Source organism: Variovorax sp. GW821-FHT09A10 (genome assembly GCF_059418385.1).
On the sequence record NZ_JBWKPT010000001.1, the window covers coordinates 301,652 to 317,135 of the forward strand.

19 protein-coding genes are annotated in these 15,484 nt (G+C 68.7%); 11 read left to right on the top strand and 8 right to left on the bottom strand.

Features of this window, described 5'->3' with window-relative positions; all coding sequences use genetic code 11:
• Nucleotides 1-3 precede the first annotated feature (3 nt).
• On the top strand, nucleotides 4-1,410 hold the full coding sequence (locus AC07Q9_RS01510) for a hypothetical protein (RefSeq protein ID WP_495306993.1): 1,407 nt from the start codon (nucleotides 4-6) through the stop codon (nucleotides 1,408-1,410).
• 51 nt (nucleotides 1,411-1,461) lie between these two features.
• On the top strand, nucleotides 1,462-2,271 hold the full coding sequence (locus AC07Q9_RS01515; RefSeq protein WP_495306994.1) for an alpha/beta fold hydrolase: 810 nt from the start codon (nucleotides 1,462-1,464) through the stop codon (nucleotides 2,269-2,271).
• A 24-nt stretch (nucleotides 2,272-2,295) separates the two neighbouring features.
• Here the strand turns inward: AC07Q9_RS01515 and AC07Q9_RS01520 are convergent, their stop codons facing one another.
• Both AC07Q9_RS01520 and AC07Q9_RS01525 read right to left on the bottom strand, forming a co-directional pair.
• Entirely contained in the window at nucleotides 2,296-2,961 is a 666-nt protein-coding gene (locus AC07Q9_RS01520) for an NAD-dependent epimerase/dehydratase family protein (protein WP_495306995.1), read from the bottom strand.
• 25 nt (nucleotides 2,962-2,986) lie between these two features.
• Nucleotides 2,987-3,370: a thioredoxin family protein gene (locus AC07Q9_RS01525; protein ID WP_062476624.1), complete on the bottom strand. Its 384-nt coding sequence runs from the start codon at nucleotides 3,368-3,370 to the stop codon at nucleotides 2,987-2,989.
• A 98-nt stretch (nucleotides 3,371-3,468) separates the two neighbouring features.
• Here AC07Q9_RS01525 and AC07Q9_RS01530 point away from each other — a divergent pair, with 98 nt between their 5' ends.
• Complete coding sequence (locus AC07Q9_RS01530) at nucleotides 3,469-3,819, top strand: Mpo1-like protein (RefSeq protein WP_495306996.1); 351 nt, start codon at nucleotides 3,469-3,471, stop codon at nucleotides 3,817-3,819.
• Nucleotides 3,820-3,841: 22 nt separating this feature from the next.
• Here the strand turns inward: AC07Q9_RS01530 and AC07Q9_RS01535 are convergent, their stop codons facing one another.
• Nucleotides 3,842-5,053: a YihY family inner membrane protein gene (locus AC07Q9_RS01535; RefSeq protein WP_495306997.1), complete on the bottom strand. Its 1,212-nt coding sequence runs from the start codon at nucleotides 5,051-5,053 to the stop codon at nucleotides 3,842-3,844.
• Between the two features lie 66 nt (nucleotides 5,054-5,119).
• On the opposite strand from AC07Q9_RS01535, the gene AC07Q9_RS01540 reads away from it, so the two are divergent.
• Both AC07Q9_RS01540 and AC07Q9_RS01545 read left to right on the top strand, forming a co-directional pair.
• The gene (locus AC07Q9_RS01540; RefSeq protein WP_062476618.1) at nucleotides 5,120-5,536 is read left to right on the top strand and encodes a DUF2069 domain-containing protein; all 417 of its coding nucleotides are present in this window, start codon (nucleotides 5,120-5,122) and stop codon (nucleotides 5,534-5,536) included.
• Complete coding sequence (locus AC07Q9_RS01545) at nucleotides 5,533-6,960, top strand: FAD-binding oxidoreductase (protein ID WP_495306998.1); 1,428 nt, start codon at nucleotides 5,533-5,535, stop codon at nucleotides 6,958-6,960. Before AC07Q9_RS01540 ends, AC07Q9_RS01545 begins: the two co-directional genes overlap by 4 nt.
• A gap of 142 nt (nucleotides 6,961-7,102) precedes the next feature.
• Here AC07Q9_RS01545 and AC07Q9_RS01550 read toward each other — a convergent pair whose 3' ends face one another.
• The 3 genes from AC07Q9_RS01550 to nthA are packed head-to-tail and all read right to left on the bottom strand — an operon-like array spanning nucleotide 7,103 to nucleotide 8,780.
• The gene (locus AC07Q9_RS01550; protein WP_369632089.1) at nucleotides 7,103-7,480 is read right to left on the bottom strand and encodes a nitrile hydratase accessory protein; all 378 of its coding nucleotides are present in this window, start codon (nucleotides 7,478-7,480) and stop codon (nucleotides 7,103-7,105) included.
• Complete coding sequence (nthB, locus tag AC07Q9_RS01555) at nucleotides 7,477-8,142, bottom strand: nitrile hydratase subunit beta (protein ID WP_495306999.1); 666 nt, start codon at nucleotides 8,140-8,142, stop codon at nucleotides 7,477-7,479. The genes AC07Q9_RS01550 and nthB overlap by 4 nt, the downstream gene beginning before the upstream one ends.
• On the bottom strand, nucleotides 8,139-8,780 hold the full coding sequence (gene nthA / locus AC07Q9_RS01560; RefSeq protein ID WP_495307000.1) for a nitrile hydratase subunit alpha: 642 nt from the start codon (nucleotides 8,778-8,780) through the stop codon (nucleotides 8,139-8,141). The genes nthB and nthA overlap by 4 nt, the downstream gene beginning before the upstream one ends.
• A gap of 36 nt (nucleotides 8,781-8,816) precedes the next feature.
• Between nthA and AC07Q9_RS01565 the strand changes: the two genes are divergently transcribed.
• The 3 genes from AC07Q9_RS01565 to AC07Q9_RS01575 are packed head-to-tail and all read left to right on the top strand — an operon-like array spanning nucleotide 8,817 to nucleotide 11,304.
• Complete coding sequence (locus AC07Q9_RS01565) at nucleotides 8,817-9,656, top strand: thymidylate synthase (RefSeq protein ID WP_095744526.1); 840 nt, start codon at nucleotides 8,817-8,819, stop codon at nucleotides 9,654-9,656.
• Between the two features lie 5 nt (nucleotides 9,657-9,661).
• On the top strand, nucleotides 9,662-10,180 hold the full coding sequence (locus AC07Q9_RS01570) for a dihydrofolate reductase (protein WP_495308200.1): 519 nt from the start codon (nucleotides 9,662-9,664) through the stop codon (nucleotides 10,178-10,180).
• Entirely contained in the window at nucleotides 10,177-11,304 is a 1,128-nt protein-coding gene (locus AC07Q9_RS01575) for a phosphatidate phosphatase App1 family protein (protein WP_495307001.1), read from the top strand. Before AC07Q9_RS01570 ends, AC07Q9_RS01575 begins: the two co-directional genes overlap by 4 nt.
• 7 nt (nucleotides 11,305-11,311) lie before the next feature.
• Here the strand turns inward: AC07Q9_RS01575 and AC07Q9_RS01580 are convergent, their stop codons facing one another.
• On the bottom strand, nucleotides 11,312-12,553 hold the full coding sequence (locus AC07Q9_RS01580; protein ID WP_495307002.1) for an NADH:flavin oxidoreductase/NADH oxidase family protein: 1,242 nt from the start codon (nucleotides 12,551-12,553) through the stop codon (nucleotides 11,312-11,314).
• A gap of 69 nt (nucleotides 12,554-12,622) precedes the next feature.
• On the opposite strand from AC07Q9_RS01580, the gene AC07Q9_RS01585 reads away from it, so the two are divergent.
• Both AC07Q9_RS01585 and AC07Q9_RS01590 read left to right on the top strand, forming a co-directional pair.
• A complete protein-coding gene (locus AC07Q9_RS01585) occupies nucleotides 12,623-13,117 on the top strand; it encodes a MerR family transcriptional regulator (protein ID WP_495307003.1) in 495 nt (164 codons plus the stop codon).
• A 55-nt stretch (nucleotides 13,118-13,172) separates the two neighbouring features.
• Nucleotides 13,173-13,412 carry a hypothetical protein gene (locus AC07Q9_RS01590; protein ID WP_095951069.1) on the top strand — a complete coding sequence of 80 codons (240 nt, stop codon included), beginning with the start codon at nucleotides 13,173-13,175 and terminating at the stop codon, nucleotides 13,410-13,412.
• Between the two features lie 13 nt (nucleotides 13,413-13,425).
• Here the strand turns inward: AC07Q9_RS01590 and gdhA are convergent, their stop codons facing one another.
• The gene (gene gdhA, locus AC07Q9_RS01595; RefSeq protein ID WP_492681272.1) at nucleotides 13,426-14,769 is read right to left on the bottom strand and encodes an NADP-specific glutamate dehydrogenase; all 1,344 of its coding nucleotides are present in this window, start codon (nucleotides 14,767-14,769) and stop codon (nucleotides 13,426-13,428) included.
• Nucleotides 14,770-14,983: 214 nt separating this feature from the next.
• On the opposite strand from gdhA, the gene AC07Q9_RS01600 reads away from it, so the two are divergent.
• Nucleotides 14,984-15,475 carry a hypothetical protein gene (locus tag AC07Q9_RS01600; protein WP_495307004.1) on the top strand — a complete coding sequence of 164 codons (492 nt, stop codon included), beginning with the start codon at nucleotides 14,984-14,986 and terminating at the stop codon, nucleotides 15,473-15,475.
• Nucleotides 15,476-15,484 lie beyond the last annotated feature (9 nt).

Below are 15,484 nucleotides of genomic sequence, written 5' to 3' on the forward strand. Positions count from 1 at the left end.
CCGATGGAGCCGACACCGTTCTTCGAATGGCTCAAGGGCCCGGACGCACTCGGCGTCGCGCCGCATTTCTTCGCCGCGCACCCCGACGGCACGCACGACCGCGAGACCTACGGCGGCTACGGCGACGCGCCTGCGATCGGCCGCGCGCATTTCTGGGCCGCGCCGCAGCGCATCGAGATGTCGCAGGGCTGGGGCCATCCGCCGCGATTTCCCGACCTGGCCAACTGGTCGGGCGACGGCTCGCCGCACGCGAAATGCCTGCTCGTCAGCCTCAGGCTGCACGCGCTGTTGACGCAATTCAAGCTGCCGGCCCACCGCGCCTACGACGTCCAGGCCCGCTTTCCCGCGTACCACCACGCACGCTTCGGTGACCAGCGCGCCGAGTACCGGCTGATGCACTGGCTCGGCGACGGACAGTGGCTCGACAGCCTGGACCTGGCGCGCACCGCGCTGCGCATCACCGTGCGGCTGCAGAAAGACCGACCCCGCCATCACCGCGTCTTCGCGGCAGGCAGCTTCGAGACGGCGGCCCAGGTCGCGCAGGCCGCGACCGAATTCGAGCTAGAGCTGCCCCGCACGCCCGGCTACGTCGCGCCGGGGCGCGCGCTCGAACATGGGGCGCATGTCATGGCCGAAGCCTTCCAGCCCACCGGCGTGTCCCGCCATGGGCGGGCGGTGCTCGACATGGCCTCGGCCCATTGGCCCGTGCATCTCCAGCCGCTGGACCTGCTCTGGCTGCCCGATGAAAGCGCCCCGCTGGTCAGCGACGACCTGCGGCAGGCACTGGCGAGCGGCGGTTTCACCGGCATGCGCTTCGGCAAGGAATGGCGCTCGGCCTTCGCCCGGCCCGCCGAGATGCAAGACCCGGCGTTCCGTGCGCAGCGCGCCGCACTGCTGTCGCGGATCACCAGCTCACCAGACGCCGACCCCAGCGCTCGCTCCGTGCGGATCTTTGCCGCGCTCCGGGCCCGGCAGCAGGCGCTGACCGAGCAGCCGATCGACGTCGCGCAACTGGTGCTGCCCGCGGCCTATGCCGAGTTGCTGCGCACCGGCCTGCCCACGCATGTGGAGCCCGATGACGGAGACGAAAGCGACGAAGACCGCGACGACAGCGATCCCGGCGCGCAAGACCCTCGCCAGTGGCACTGGTTCCCGCGCGAGCGCCTGCGCATGCTGGACGACATCGGCGACGACGGCGACTGGGTGGCCAGCCACCCCGAAGCCGCGCGTGCGCTGCTCGTCGCGCAAGACGACGGCGGCGACTACCTGGGCTTCCTGCTGCGAGAGGGCTCGGACCTCGAACTCGATGGCACGCTGATGCATTTCAAGCACGAGACGGGCGAGATCCTGCCGAGCGCGGTCCGCGACTGGGCGCTGCCCCCTCACGCCCGGGCCGCGTCGACGCGCTGATCCGCCACCTCACACGAACACAAGACACACAAGACCCCAGAAAGAGACGCCATGAGCATCCTTCAAGTCAACGGCCACGACACCTACTGCTACACCGCCGGCAAACCCTTCGATGCGGCCAAGCCCACGGTGGTGTTCATCCACGGCGTGCTCAACGACCACAGCGTGTGGATCCTGCAAAGCCGCTGGTTCGCCAACCACGGCTGGAACGTGCTGGCGGTCGACCTGCCGGGCCACTGCAAGAGCGCCGGCGCGCCACCGGCCAGCGTGGAAGACGCGGCGCAGTTCGTCATCGCGCTGCTCGATGCGGCAGGCGTGCACAAGGCCGCGCTCATCGGCCACAGCTTCGGCTCGCTGATCGCGCTCGAAACCGCGGCACGCGCGCCCGAACGCATCACGCAGCTCGCGATGGTCGGCACGGCCTACCCGATGGTGGTGTCGCCCGCGCTGCTCGAAAGCTCGGTGAGTGATCCGCAGCGCGCCATTGCCATGGTCAACACCTTCTCGCACTCGCTGCTGGCGCCGCCGCCTTCGTCGCTCGGCCCGGGCACATGGCTGTACGGCAGCTCGCGCGCGCTGATGCGCCGCGTGCTCGCGAGCAACCGCGAGGCCAACGTGTTCCACATCGGCTTCAAGGCCTGCAACGACTACGCCAACGGCGAAGCCGCGATGGAGAAGGTGCAGTGCCCCGTGCTGTTCCTGCTCGGCGACGCCGACCAGATGACGCCGCCGCGCGCCACGAAGGCGCTGGTGGGCAAGGCGCGCAACGCCAAGGTGGTGACGGTGCATGCCGGCCACGCGCTGATGAGCGAGGCGCCGGACGAGGTGCTGTTCGCGCTGCGCGACTTCGTCGCGGGCTGAAAACTGCGAAGAGCGCCAGGCGGCCTAGCTGCCCAGCGCGTTGATGTCCGCCGGGTCGAGCAGCACCTTGCGTGCGCCCCGGCGCGCCACCGCGAGCATCGCGCGGCCCACCTTCTCGGTGGTGGTCACGCGGTCGGGCCACCAGCGGTGGGCCAGCCCGAGCACGGGCTTGAGCACGACGATCGCGGCGTCGTACAGCGGCGTCTTCGAGCGCACGCCGTGCAGCGGCTGGATCATGCCGGGCCGGAACATGTAGGACGCGCGAAACGGCAGGCGCATCAGCGCGTTCTCGGTCGCGCCCTTCACGCGCGCCCACATGCGTTCGCCGCGCTCGCTGCTGTCGGTGCCGGCGCCCGTCACGTAGGTGAAGGTCATGCCCGGGTTGAGCCGCGCCAGCACGGTGGCCGCCGCCATCGTCAGGTCGTAGGTGATGCGCTTGTACTCGGGCTCCTTCATGCCGACCGACGACACGCCCAGGCAGAAGAAGCAGGCATCGAAGCCCGTCAGCTGCGGCTCGATGGCGCGGTAGTCGAACATGTCCTTGTGCACCAGGTCCTGCAGCTTGGGATGCTGCTGCCCGGTGGCGCTGCGTCCCACGGCGACCACGCGTTCCACGTCGGGCGCCAGCAGGCACTCGCGCAGCACGCCCTGCCCCACCATGCCGGTGGCGCCAAAGATCAGGATGTTCATGGGAGGGAGGCTCCGAAGGGGTCAGTCAGACCGCGAAGGCCGCGGGCTTTTTCTCGAGCACGGCCAGCAGCAGGTCGACGTCGAGGCTGGAAGGCTGCGGCGGTTGCAGCGCGCCGAGCAGGCGCGACAGCGTTTCGATGTGCGGCAGCAGCGGGCCGAGAAAACGCGTGCCGTCAGCACCCGCCACCAGCAGGGTCGGGAAGGTCTCGACGTCGAAGGCGTCGGCGATCTCGGCGTGGTCTTCGATGTCGACCCAGGCGAAGCGGAACTGCGGGTGCGCCTTTGCCAGATCGACCAGCAGCGGCCGGTAGTCGCGGCAGGTGCCGCACCATTCGGCGCACAGGCAGACGACCCACAACGCGTTGGCATCGGCGGAAGAATCGACGGGGACGACGGGAACAGCGCTCAAGGTGGATACGGCGAAGGTGGGATGGCGAACCCGGGTGGTGCGGCCGCGGGGTCGTGGCTATTATCAACAAAGCCCCTGCGGGGCGCAGGAGACCCACGATGAACACCTCCACCCCTGCCGCACAGGACACGCCGGCCACGGTCGATCCGCGCCGCTTCACCAGCTTTGCCGAGTTCTATCCCTTCTACCTGACCGAGCACGCCAACGTCACCTGCCGGCGTCTGCACTTCACGGGCTCGACGATCTCGCTGCTGTGCCTCGCGGCCCTGGTGGTCACGCTCAATCCGTGGTGGCTGCTGGCCGGGCTCGTGGCGGGCTACGGTTTCGCCTGGGTCGGGCACTTCGGCTTCGAGAAGAACAAGCCGGCCTCGTTCAAGCGCCCGCTGTATTCCTTCATGGGCGACTGGGCGATGTACCGGGACATCTGGGCGGGGCGGGTCAAGATCTGACGGCCCGAACGCCAGGGCGCTCCTAGATCAATAGCACGTCGCCCAGCCGCAGCGTGCGCAGCGGGCCCTTCTGCCACAGGTCTTCGAGCGGTTCGGCGCGCGGCATCAGCAGCTCGCGCAGCAGCGGCTCGATGGGCGTCGACGGGTCGGCCAGCAGCACGTAGCGCGGGTCCTGGTTGGCGGGCTCCTCGGCCAGCGGCGCGATCCAGTCCAGCCGCACCAGCGTGTCGAGCACGGGCGCCAATTGCAGCCCGTCGACCCGCATGCGCGTCAGCAGTTCGCTCGCGCCCATGCCCTTGGCCGGCGTGGCCTGCGCGCGCGCCAGGTGCTGCAGCACTTCCATCGCGAGCTGCATCGGCCAGCCCGCCGCGCCGCCGCGACGCGCCACGCCGGTCAGCAGGCTCGGCAGGTAGGCCGCGATGACGGCGCCCAGCAGCACGATCACCCAGGCCACGTAGATCCACACCAGCAGGATCGGGAAGGTGGCGAAGGCGCCGTACAGCACCGAGTAGGTCGGCACCAGGCTCAGGTAGTAGCCCAGCACGCGCTTGGCGATCTCGATGGCGGCCGCCACGAAGATGCCACCGGCCCAGGCGTGCGACCAGCGCACCGTGGTGTTCGGCACGTAGTGGTACAGCGCGGCCATGCCGGCCGCGAGCAGCAGGAATTCCAGGGTGTCGAAGGCCAGCTTGACGATGCCTCCGCCCACCACGTCGCGCGAGGCGGCGAACACGTACGAGGTGGTCGACAGGCTCACCGCAAGGATCAGCGGCCCGAGCGTGATGGTGGCCCAGTAGATCAGCACCCGCTGCGCGAGCGGCCGCGGCGTGCGCACGCGCCAGATGTTGTTGAGCGTCTTGTCGATCGTGAGGATCAGCGCGATGGCGGTGATCAGCAGCACCACCAGGCCCGCGATGCCCAGCCCGCTGGCCTTGCTCGCGAATTGGTTCAGGTAGCCCAGCACCTGGCGCGCGATGTTGTCGGGAATCAGGCTCTCGATCAGCCAGCGCTGCAGGCGGCCCTGCATGGTGGCGAACATCGGGAACACGGTGAAGAGGGCCAGCGCCACCGTGAAGAACGGCACCATGGCGATGGTGGTGGTGAAGGTCAGGCTGCTGGCCGTGAGGCCGAGGCGATCTTCGCGGAAACGCTCGCCCAGTACCGCTGCGGTGTTGCGCCAAGGAAAGCGCGAAAGATCCCTCCAAAGCTGCCGACGATTCATGCCCGGTATCATGCCATCCGCTCTTTCCAGAGGCGCTCCACACCCCGGTGCGCCCCCTCTTCCTCTTTCGCCGCCACCGTGTCCGACACCCCACTCCCGCCCTCTTCCGTCCGCGCCACCCGATGGGCCGCCGTGGGCAGCCTCGTCGGCCTGATCGTGCTGGGCCTGGCCTGGGAGCTGTGGCTGGCGCCGCTGCGCCCGGGCGGCTCGCTGCTCGCGCTCAAGGTGCTGCCGCTCGTCATTCCGCTCGCGGGGCTCTACAAGAACCGCATGTACACCTACCGCTGGGTCAGCCTGATGATCTGGCTCTACTTCACCGAAGGCGTGGTGCGTGCCTGGAGCGACACCAACGGCGTGGGGCAGGTCCTCGCGCTCGTCGAGGTGCTGCTGTGCCTCGTGCTCTTCGCGGCCTGCGCGTGGCATGTGCGCCTTCGCCTGCGCCACGCCAAGGCCGCCGCTGCCGCTGCCCGTCCCCTGGAGGCTTCCGCCCAATGACCACCTCTTCTTCTCTCATCGACCAGCTGCGCGCCATCGTCGGCGCCTCGCACGTGCTCAACGAGGGCGACCTCACCGCCTACGAGCAGGACTGGCGCAAGCGCGCGCGCGGCAAGTCGCTCGCCGTGGTGCGCCCGGCCAATGCGCAGCAGGTGGCCGACGTGGTCAAGGCCTGCGCCGCGGCCGGCACCGCCGTCATTCCGCAGGGCGGCAACACCGGCCTGGCGGTCGGCTCCATTCCCGACGACAGCGGCACGCAGGTGGTGCTGAGCCTGCAGCGACTGAACGCGATCCGCAACATCGACGCCGCCAACCTCACGATGACCGTCGAGGCCGGCTGCATCCTGCAGACGCTGCAAGAAACCGCCGAGAAAGCCGGCTACCTGTTCCCCCTGAGCCTGGCGGCCGAGGGCAGCTGCACCATCGGCGGCAACCTGGCGACCAACGCGGGCGGCACGCAGGTCGTGCGCTACGGCAACACGCGCGACCTGTGCCTGGGCCTGGAAGTGGTCACGCCGCAAGGCGAGATCTGGGAAGGCACGAGCGGCCTGCGCAAGGACAACACGGGCTACGACCTGCGCGACCTGATCGTCGGCAGCGAAGGCACGCTGGGCGTCATCACCGCCGCGACCATGAAGCTGTACCCGCTGCCCGCCGCGCAGCTCACGGCCTGGGCGGCCGTGCCCTCGCTCGACCACGCAGTCACGCTGCTGGGCCTGGCGCACAAGCACCTGGGCTCGGGCCTCACGGGCTTCGAGGTGATGGGCAAGTTTGCGCTCAGCCTGGTCGACAAGCACATGCCGCAGCTGCGCGTGCCCTTCATCCATGACGAGGCCGTGCCGTATTGCGTGCTGCTCGAGAACTCCGACAGCGAGTCCGAGGACCACGCCCGCGCGCGCTTCGAGGCGCTGCTCGAAACCGCCTTCGAAGACGGCTGCGTGACCGACGCGGTGGTGGCCGAGAACCTCACGCAGGCGCACCAGCTCTGGCACATCCGCGAGAACATTCCGCTCGCGCAGGCCGAAGAGGGGCTGAACATCAAGCACGACATCTCGATCCCCGTGTCGCGCATTCCCGCCTTCGTGGAAGCGACCGACGCGCTGCTCAAGCGCGAGATCGCCGGCGTGCGGCTCGTGAATTTCGGCCACCTGGGCGACGGCAACCTGCACTACAACGTGCAGGCGCCCGAGAACATCGACACCAAGGCGTTTTTGAAGAACGAGGAAGAACGCATCAACACGCTGGTCTACGACGCGGTCGAGCAGTTCGGCGGCTCGTTCTCGGCCGAGCATGGCGTGGGCTCGCTCAAGGTCGACAAGCTTGAGAAGCACAAGTCGCCGGTGGCGCTGGAGATGATGCGGGCGATCAAGCGCGGGCTCGATCCGAAGAACATCCTGAATCCTGGGCGCGTGATTCGCGTCTAAGGCCCCGGGGTATTTCTCCCTCCCCTCCCGGGGGAGGGCCGGGGTGGGGGCAAGCGGCGCTCGATGAAGCACCGCGCCGAACTAGCGCCGCTTGCCCCCATCCCAACCTTCCCCCAGCGGGGGAAGGAGCAACACCCAACACTCAGCCCGGAAAGTCTTCGCCGCGCAGCGCGATCGGCTGCCCATGCGGCGTGCGCTCTGCCGCGTGGTCCCACGCATGGCGATAGCGGGCCAGTTCGTCGCCGGAACTCGCGCCCTTGCGCGCCACGAGGTTTTCGAGCGCGGCGAGCCAGTGGCGGTAGTAGGTGTCGCCCGTGTCCGGGTCGCCCGCGGCCTGCGCGGCGCTGATCTGGGTGGCCAGCGCCTCGGCCCATTCGACCCAGCTGAACAGCCCGCGTTCGTGCAGCGCGAGCGTCATCGCGAAGGCCTGCGCCTCCCACGGCTCCCTGAACACCGGTCCGTCGGCATCGCGCGGCATGCCCGGAGCGAGTGCGAGCGGCGGCATGTCGTTCGCCTTCATGCCGCGGGCTCCAGGTAGCTCTCCCACGCATCGACCGACACCGCGAGGTTCTGGCGCGGCGCGCCGTCGCCCCACAGCTCGGTTTCGTCGAAGACCACGGTGTAGAGCCATTGCGCCTGCTCGCCCAGACCCTGCGCATTCGCATCGGCGAACACGTGCGCGCCGTGGATGTGCTCGATCGTGCCGCGCTTGCCCTGCACATAGCCCGGCAGGCGCGTGTGGTGGTCGACGCGCCCGAGGTGCATGCGCACGGCCTGGCCGACCGCAAAACGCGCGGGCGCCGATGCGGGGCGCTCGGTGCCGGAGCCCTTGGCGAGCACGGCGGGCACGTTCGCGGCCTGCAGCACGCGGGCGACCGGCGCGGCCAGATGGTGCATCTGCCCGGATTCGATCTCGTCCGCGAAGACCTGGCCGCGTTGCAGCATCAGCTGCTCCAGCGCGCCGAGCCAGATCTGGTAGTAGCTCAGGTCGCGGTAATCGGGCAGCGTTTCGCGCGCGGCGCGGCTGGTGTCGATGTTCCAGGAGCCGGTGGCGCCCATGGCCAGCGTGAGCGCCAGCGCGCGCGGCTCCCACGCGCCGTGGAACAGCTCGCCTTCGGGCTCGGGCGTGACGGGGCCGAAGCCAGGTTGCCCGCCAAGGTCGGCGTGGGTCGCGTAGGTCATGTCGCGCTCCTTGCCGAAGGCGCCTCGACCACGCGCGTGCCGATCATCGAATCGCGCGAGACCAGCGCGGCGAGTTCGTCTTCGCTCCAGCCCTCGGTGCCCGCCGGGCGCTGCGGGATCACGAGGTAGCGCACTTCGGCGGTCGAGTCCCAGACGCGGATGCGCGTGGCCTCGGGCAAGGTGGTGCCGAAATCGGCCAGCACGCCGCGCGGGTCTTTCACCGCGCGCGAGCGGTAGGGCGCGCTCTTGTACCAGGTGGGCGGCAGGCCGAGCACGGGCCAGGGGTAGCAGCTGCACAGGGTGCAGACGACCATGTGGTGCTGGTCGTCGGTGTTGGCTACCGCGACCATGTGCTCGCCTTGTCGGCCGGTGTAGCCCAGCGAGGCGATGGCCGCCGTGGCGTCGGTCATCAGCCAGTCATGGAATGTCCGGTCGACCCAGGCCCGCGCCACCACCCGTGCGCCGTTGCGCGGGCCGATGCGGGTCTGGTAGGTGTCGATCAGCGCGTCGAGCGCGGCGGGGTCGATGTAGCCTTTTTGCGTGAGCACGCTTTCGAGGGCGCGCACGCGCAGGTCCATCTCGCCGAGTTCGCTGCTGTGGTCGTGGGAATGGTCGTGGGAGTGGTCATGGCCGGTCATCGGCCGATGCTAGCGCCGCCCCGTAAAATTCCCAACATGACCCTCCCTGCCCGCCCCGTCCGCTCCCAGTACGAAGATTTCATGCGCCACGTCGACACGCACGGCGTGTTCAAGAGCGACCGCACGGGCACGGGCACCAAGAGCGTGTTCGGCCACCAGATGCGCTTCGACCTGAACGAAGGATTTCCGCTGGTGACCACGAAGAAGGTGCACCTGAAGTCCATCATCCAGGAACTGCTGTGGTTCCTGACTGGTTCGAGCAACAACAACTGGCTCAAGGAGCGCGGCGTCACCATCTGGGACGAATGGGCGCGCGAAGACGGCGACCTGGGCCCCGTGTACGGCGTGCAGTGGCGCAGCTGGCCCACGCCCGACGGCGGGCACATCGACCAGATCTCCGACGTCATCAAGACCCTGAAGAGCAACCCCGACTCGCGCCGCATCATCGTGAGCGCCTGGAACGTGGCCGAGCTGTCGAAGATGGCGCTCATGCCCTGCCATGCCTTCTTCCAGTTCTACGTGGCACCGCCGCAGGCCGAGGGCGAGCGCGGCAAGCTCAGCTGCCAGCTCTACCAGCGCAGCGCCGACATCTTCCTGGGCGTTCCCTTCAACATCGCCAGCTACGCGCTGCTCACGCACATGGTCGCGCAGCAGTGCGACCTCGACGTGGGCGACTTCATCTGGACCGGCGGCGACTGCCACATCTACAGCAACCACGCCGAGCAGGTGAAGCTGCAGCTCAGCCGCACGCCCTTCCCCTACCCCACGCTGAATATCAAGCGCAAGCCGGATTCGATCTTCGACTACCAGTACGAAGACTTCGAAGTGCTGGACTACAAGCACGGCGATCCGATCAAGGCGCCGGTGGCGGTGTGAACGCGATGAGCGCCGCCACGCCCCGCATCCACCTGATCTTCGCGCGCGCCGCCAATGGCGTGATCGGCGCGAACAACACCATCCCCTGGCACCTGCCGGAGGACATGGCGCACTTCAAGCAGCAGACGCTGGGCGCGCCGGTGATCATGGGCCGCAAGACCTGGGACTCACTGCCGCCGCGCTTTCGCCCGTTGCCGGGCCGCCAGAACATCGTGATCACGCGGCAGGCCGACTGGGCCGCCGATGGCGCGCAGCGTGCAGGCAGTGTGCAGGAGGCGATCGCGCTGTGCGAAACGCTGAAGCTGCCCGATGCCTGGGTGATCGGCGGCGCACAGATCTACGCCGAAGCCGAGCCGCTGGCCCAGCGCGCCGTGGTCACCGAGATCGCCCGCGACTACGAAGGCGACGCGCACGCCCCCGTGCTCGACGCCGCCGTGTGGCGCGAGACGCAGCGCGCGTCGCACGTCTCGGCCAAGGATGGCCTGCCCTTCAGCTTCGTGACCTACGAACGCATCACTGCATGACGACCAAGCACCGCCCGCCCGGTACCTCGCCACAACTGTCGCGTCGCACCGTGCTGGCCGGTGCTGCCCTCTTCGCCGGCCTCGCGCCGCTGCAGGCCCTGCAGGCTGCCGGGCCGCTGGAGTCGGACGAGGAAGCGCTCTTCATGCCCGGCACCGCGCGCCCCACGGCCGATGGCCGGCTCGAGGTCGACGTGCATGCCTGGGTGTTCGAGCGCGAGCACCGCTGGGGCCTGGACGCCGCGCTCGCGCGCTACCTCGGCATGAACCTGAAGAAGCTCACGCCGGCCGCACGGCTGCGCTTCAGCCAGCGCACCGCGCTGTTCCATGCCGAGTCGGAAGAAGACAAGGTGATCGACGTCGTCTTCGACGGCTCGGCCACGCGCCTCACGATGCCGCCCACGGGCGCCGACGGTCGCAGCAACCTGCGCGCGGTCATCGAGGCCGCGCACATCCCGGCGTCGCAGGAGTGGCTACCGTTCCACGGCGTGACCGGCCCGGGCGAACTGCTGCCGCGCTTTCGCGGCCGTGCGCAGATCGTGCCGGCGCAGGGCGTGTCGGTCATCTCGGACATCGACGACACCATCAAGCGCACGCAGGTGCGCGACCGGCGCGAGATGCTGCTGAACACCTTCGCGCGCCGCTTCGAGGCCACGCCGGGCATGGCGGCGCACTACCGCACGCTGGCGCAGGCGCCCGGCACGCGCTTTCACTACCTCTCGGGCAGCCCGATCCAGCTGTACCCCGCGCTCACCGACTTCATTCGCGACGCCGACTTTCCCGCCGGCAGCATGCACCTGCGCGAGAGCACGACGTGGCGCACGCTGATCCCCAGCGGCGAGGAATCGCGTGCGCACAAGCTCGGCGTGATCGAGCGGCTGCTGGCCGAATTTCCGCAGCGCCGCTTCCTGCTCGTGGGCGATTCGGGCGAGGCCGACCCCGAGATCTATGCGCAGGTGTTCCGCGCGCATCCGCAGCGCATCGACGGCATCGTGATCCGCGACGTGACCGACGAGAACCGGCTGTCCGATCGCTACCGCGCCACCTTCGAAGGCATCGCGCCCGTGGTCTGGCACCTGCTGCGGCCCGACACCACCGCCTGGCCCATTCAACCGGCCAATCGATAGCGGTGGTTCACGCCGCGCGCGCGCCCAGCCAGCGCCGGTAACGCTTCGTCAGCCGCTTCGTGCGCAGCTGGTCGAGCACCAGGGTCAGGAACGGCGAATGCGCGGGCGCGCTGTTGCGGCCCGGGCGCAGCGTGCGCAGCCGGCGCTTCACCAGCGCCATGCGCGCCAGCGCGGCCATGACCTGGTCCTTCCAGTCGACCTGCGGGCTCTGCGCCGCCGCGTCTTCGCCCGCGCGCCAGCGTGCGGGCAGGTCGGGCGCCACGGCCAGCGCGGTGGCCATGCCCACCACGGCGACGCCCTCGCCCAGCACCCGTTCGGCGACGGCGCGGCGCACGATGCCGCCCGTGGTCATGACCGGCATGCGCGCCTCGGCGGCCAGCTCCCGGGCGAACTCCAGGAAGTAGGCCTCGCGCGCCAGCGTGCGGCCGTCGGCAGTGCGGCCCTGCATCGCCGGACTCTCGTAGCTGCCGCCCGACAGTTCGACCAGGTCCACGGCCTCGTCGTTGAGCCAGCGGATGACCTGCTTCGCATCGTTCTCCGAGAAGCCGCCGCGCTGGAAGTCGGCGGAGTTGAGCTTCACGGCCACGGCGAAGCCGCGCGCCACGCGGGCCCGCACGGCACGTACCACGTCGAGCAGAAAGCGCGCGCGGTTCTCCAGGCTGCCGCCCCAGGCATCGGTGCGCTGGTTGGTCAGCGGCGACAAAAACTGCGAAAGCAGGTAGCCGTGCGCCGCATGCACCTGCACGCCGGTGAAGCCCGCGCGCTCGGCGGCCTGCGCCGTGGCGGCGAAGCGGTCGACGGTCTCGGCGATCTCCGCCTCGCTCATGGCCCGGGGCTGCACAAAAAGCTTGCTGTGCTTGCCCAGGTCGAGCGCCACCGACGACGGCGCCCAGGCCGTGCCGCCCATGTTGATCTGAACCTGGCGGCCCGGATGGTTGATCTGCATCCACACCTGCGCGCCGCCGCTGCGCGCGGCCGCGGCCCATTCGGCGAAGCGCTCGAGCGGCGTGCCGGCTTCGAGCACGACACCGCCCGGGCCGGTGAGCGCGCGGCCGTCGATCATCACGTTGCCCGTGAGGATCAGGCCCGCCCCGCCCTGTGCCCAGACGCGGTACAGGTCGTGCAACGCCGCGCCCGGCAACTGCCCGGCATCGGCCATGTTTTCCTCCATGGCGGCCTTGGCCAGGCGGTTGGGCAGGACGCTCCCGTTGGGCAGGGTCAGCGGCAGGAAAAGCGGCGAGGAGTTCACGATGAGGACCGGGTGCTGGAGTGGAAAAACCCGATGCTAAGATTCAAGCCAACTTGAAGGTCAAGCGATATGAAGATCGGTGAACTGGCAGACAAGACCGGCATGGCGCCCTCGGCCATCCGCTTCTACGAGCAAAGCGGCCTGCTGCCCGCACCCGAGCGCGGCGCCAATGGGTACCGCGTCTACACCGAGGCCGCGCTCAAGCGGCTGCAGCTGATCCAGATCGCGCAGAACCTCGGCTTCTCGCTGGACAGCCTGCGCAGCGCCTTCTCAGGCTGCGAGGTCTTCTCGGGGGACGACCTGCTCGAACGACTCGACGGCCGCGTGCGCGAAATCGACCAGCTCATGGCCGGCCTGCGCGCGCAGCGGCGCGACCTGACCGACCTGCGCACCACCTTGCGCCAGACCTGGGCCGCCGGCGAATGCATGGACCCCGCCACGCTGGCCGAAAGCATGGCTACGACCAGAAACAAAGTGGCACGTCCTTCGCGCCCGCCGAAAGAACTGGAAACTTCGGTACACGCCTCGAAAGGCATGCGCGGCGCAGGGTTTAGACAGCGCTAATTGTTTGTGCGCACAATGTCCGAACCGCCCTCCCCTCAACACAAGGAGACGACCCATGTCCATGGAATTTCTTCGGACCCTCGCCGAGCAGAAATTGCCATACGTCCTCCACACGCCCGCAGACATCGACAGGCTGCGCGTGCTGCGTGCCGCCGACCTCGTGACTGCCTTCATTCCGCCGTCGGAGCACGCGCCCGACGAGCGCGCGATCCATCAGCTGGCCCAGGTGGAATCGATCACCGCGAAGGGCCGCCTGGCCCTGAACAAGGCGACCTCTTCGTTCATCGAACTCTGACGAACCTGAATCGTCAGACCACGCCCTGCGCCAGCATCGCATCGGCCACGCGCACGAAGCCGGCGATGTTCGCGCCATCGACGTAGCTCACGCTGCCGTCGGCACGCGAACCGTAGTGCAGGCACGACTCGTGGATGCCCTGCATGATCTGCAGCAGGCGCGCATCGACCTCGTCGCGCGTCCATGACAGGCGCGCCGCGTTCTGGCTCATCTCCAGGCCCGACGTGGCCACGCCGCCCGCGTTGCTGGCCTTGCCCGGCGCGTACAACACGCCGTGGCCTTCGAGCACCTTCACGGCTTCCATGGTCGAGGGCATGTTGGCGCCTTCGGCCACGCACACCACGCCGTTCTTCACCAGCGTGCGCGCGTCTTCCTCGTTGAGCTCGTTCTGCGTGGCGCTGGGCAGCGCCACGTCGACCGGCACGTGCCACGGCGTGGCGCCGGCCACGAAGCGGGTGCCGGTGCGCTCGGCGTAGTCGCTCACGCGGCCGTAGAGGTGGTTCTTCACGTCCATCAGCACGGCCAGCTTCTCGGGCGTGAAGCCTTCCTCGTCGACCACGGTGCCGCTCGAATCGGACACGGTGACCACCTTGGCGCCCAGCGCCATGGCCTTCTCGATGGTGTACTGCGCCACGTTGCCCGCGCCCGAGACGCTCACGCGCAGGCCGTCGAAGCTGCGGCCCTTGCGCTTGAGCATTTCCTGCGCGAAGTAGACGTTGCCGTAGCCGGTGGCTTCAGGGCGGATCAGCGAACCGCCGAAGCTCAGGCCCTTGCCGGTGAACACGCAGTCGGCGCGGTTGGTGAGCTTCTTGACCATGCCGGCCATGAAGCCGACCTCGCGCCCGCCCACGCCCACGTCGCCGGCCGGCACGTCGGTGTCGGAGCCCACGTGGCGGAACAGCTCGGTCACCAGCGCCTGGCAGAAGCGCATCACCTCACCCTGGCTCTTGCCCTTGGGGTCGAAGTCGGCGCCGCCCTTGCCGCCGCCCATGGGCAGCGTGGTCAGCGCGTTCTTGAAGGTCTGCTCGAAGGCCAGGAACTTGAGGATCGACAGGTTCACCGAGGGGTGGAAGCGCATGCCGCCCTTGTAGGGGCCGATGGCCAGGCTGTGCTGGATGCGGAAACCGCGGTTGACCTGCACCTCGCCGTGGTCGTCCACCCAGGACACGCGGAACATGATCACGCGCTCGGGCTCGACCAGCCGCTCCAGCAGGCTGTGGCTCGTGTACTTGGGGTGTTTCTCGATGTAGGGCCAGAGGCTTTCCATGACCTCGGTCACGGCCTGCAGGTACTCGGGCTGTCCGGGGTTGCGTTGTGCGACGTGTGCGAGGAACCCCCCGGCGGATGCGTGCTTCATTCCAATCCTCTGTTTTCCAAAACGGTGCATAACCTTATGCGAATCCTGCATTTTGCCGGATTGGAGAACCAGATTGAGGCGAAAAGCCCTCAGAAGGTGCGTCGTTTGGGGTGTCTGGTGTGGCAACGCCCCAACTTGAAACATTGCCGGGGCGCATCGGCGACTGGAGAAATCGTCAGAATCCCGCTCCGTGCGCCGACATCAGAATGGACAGATGCAGATCACGTACCGCTTTCAGTTCTCGGAGGACCATTTGTTCACCGGCTTTCTGCGCAATTTGCAGCAGCGCTGGTGGGTCCGATTCAAGTGGCCCTTGGCCCTCTTGTTTGCCGTGGCCCTGATCGTGAGCGCCTGCGAAGGCATCCCTGCCCTGGCGGCTGTGTTCGCGGTCGGCATCGCGCTGCTGCTGAGCGCACCGGCCATCGCGCGGCTGGCCCTTCATCGCTTCAGGCAAAGCCCGTTCTACGACGACGAGATCGACTTCTCGCTGTCGGAGAACGGCTCCCACGCACGGGGCCGCCACAGCGAGGCACGCCACGGCTGGGAGGCCTACACCAAGGCCCGCCGCTTCAAGGACGGCCTGCTGCTGTGCCACGGCCCGGACGCCTTCCACTGGCTGCCCGATGCGGCGGCGGCCGATCCGGCGGCCGTTGCAGCAGCGCAGCAACTCGCACGCGCGCGCATCCGGGACTACCGCGAGTTCTGACCGGGCCCG

What these genes read in the sequence shown, in the direction of transcription:
- AC07Q9_RS01565 (WP_095744526.1), top strand. Translation starts at nt 8,817, where the DNA reads ATGACCCTCCCTGCCCGCCCCGTCCGCTCCCAGTACGAAGATTTCATG.
- AC07Q9_RS01535 (WP_495306997.1), bottom strand. Translation starts at nt 5,053, where the DNA reads ATGATACCGGGCATGAATCGTCGGCAGCTTTGGAGGGATCTTTCGCGC.
- AC07Q9_RS01545 (WP_495306998.1), top strand. Translation starts at nt 5,533, where the DNA reads ATGACCACCTCTTCTTCTCTCATCGACCAGCTGCGCGCCATCGTCGGC.
- AC07Q9_RS01550 (WP_369632089.1), bottom strand. Translation starts at nt 7,480, where the DNA reads ATGAAGGCGAACGACATGCCGCCGCTCGCACTCGCTCCGGGCATGCCG.
- nthA (WP_495307000.1), bottom strand. Translation starts at nt 8,780, where the DNA reads ATGACCGGCCATGACCACTCCCACGACCATTCCCACGACCACAGCAGC.
- AC07Q9_RS01575 (WP_495307001.1), top strand. Translation starts at nt 10,177, where the DNA reads ATGACGACCAAGCACCGCCCGCCCGGTACCTCGCCACAACTGTCGCGT.
- nthB (WP_495306999.1), bottom strand. Translation starts at nt 8,142, where the DNA reads ATGACCTACGCGACCCACGCCGACCTTGGCGGGCAACCTGGCTTCGGC.
- AC07Q9_RS01520 (WP_495306995.1), bottom strand. Translation starts at nt 2,961, where the DNA reads ATGAACATCCTGATCTTTGGCGCCACCGGCATGGTGGGGCAGGGCGTG.
- AC07Q9_RS01590 (WP_095951069.1), top strand. Translation starts at nt 13,173, where the DNA reads ATGTCCATGGAATTTCTTCGGACCCTCGCCGAGCAGAAATTGCCATAC.
- AC07Q9_RS01515 (WP_495306994.1), top strand. Translation starts at nt 1,462, where the DNA reads ATGAGCATCCTTCAAGTCAACGGCCACGACACCTACTGCTACACCGCC.
- AC07Q9_RS01585 (WP_495307003.1), top strand. Translation starts at nt 12,623, where the DNA reads ATGAAGATCGGTGAACTGGCAGACAAGACCGGCATGGCGCCCTCGGCC.
- AC07Q9_RS01510 (WP_495306993.1), top strand. Translation starts at nt 4, where the DNA reads ATGGAGCCGACACCGTTCTTCGAATGGCTCAAGGGCCCGGACGCACTC.
- AC07Q9_RS01570 (WP_495308200.1), top strand. Translation starts at nt 9,662, where the DNA reads ATGAGCGCCGCCACGCCCCGCATCCACCTGATCTTCGCGCGCGCCGCC.
- AC07Q9_RS01600 (WP_495307004.1), top strand. Translation starts at nt 14,984, where the DNA reads ATGCAGATCACGTACCGCTTTCAGTTCTCGGAGGACCATTTGTTCACC.
- AC07Q9_RS01530 (WP_495306996.1), top strand. Translation starts at nt 3,469, where the DNA reads ATGAACACCTCCACCCCTGCCGCACAGGACACGCCGGCCACGGTCGAT.
- gdhA (WP_492681272.1), bottom strand. Translation starts at nt 14,769, where the DNA reads ATGAAGCACGCATCCGCCGGGGGGTTCCTCGCACACGTCGCACAACGC.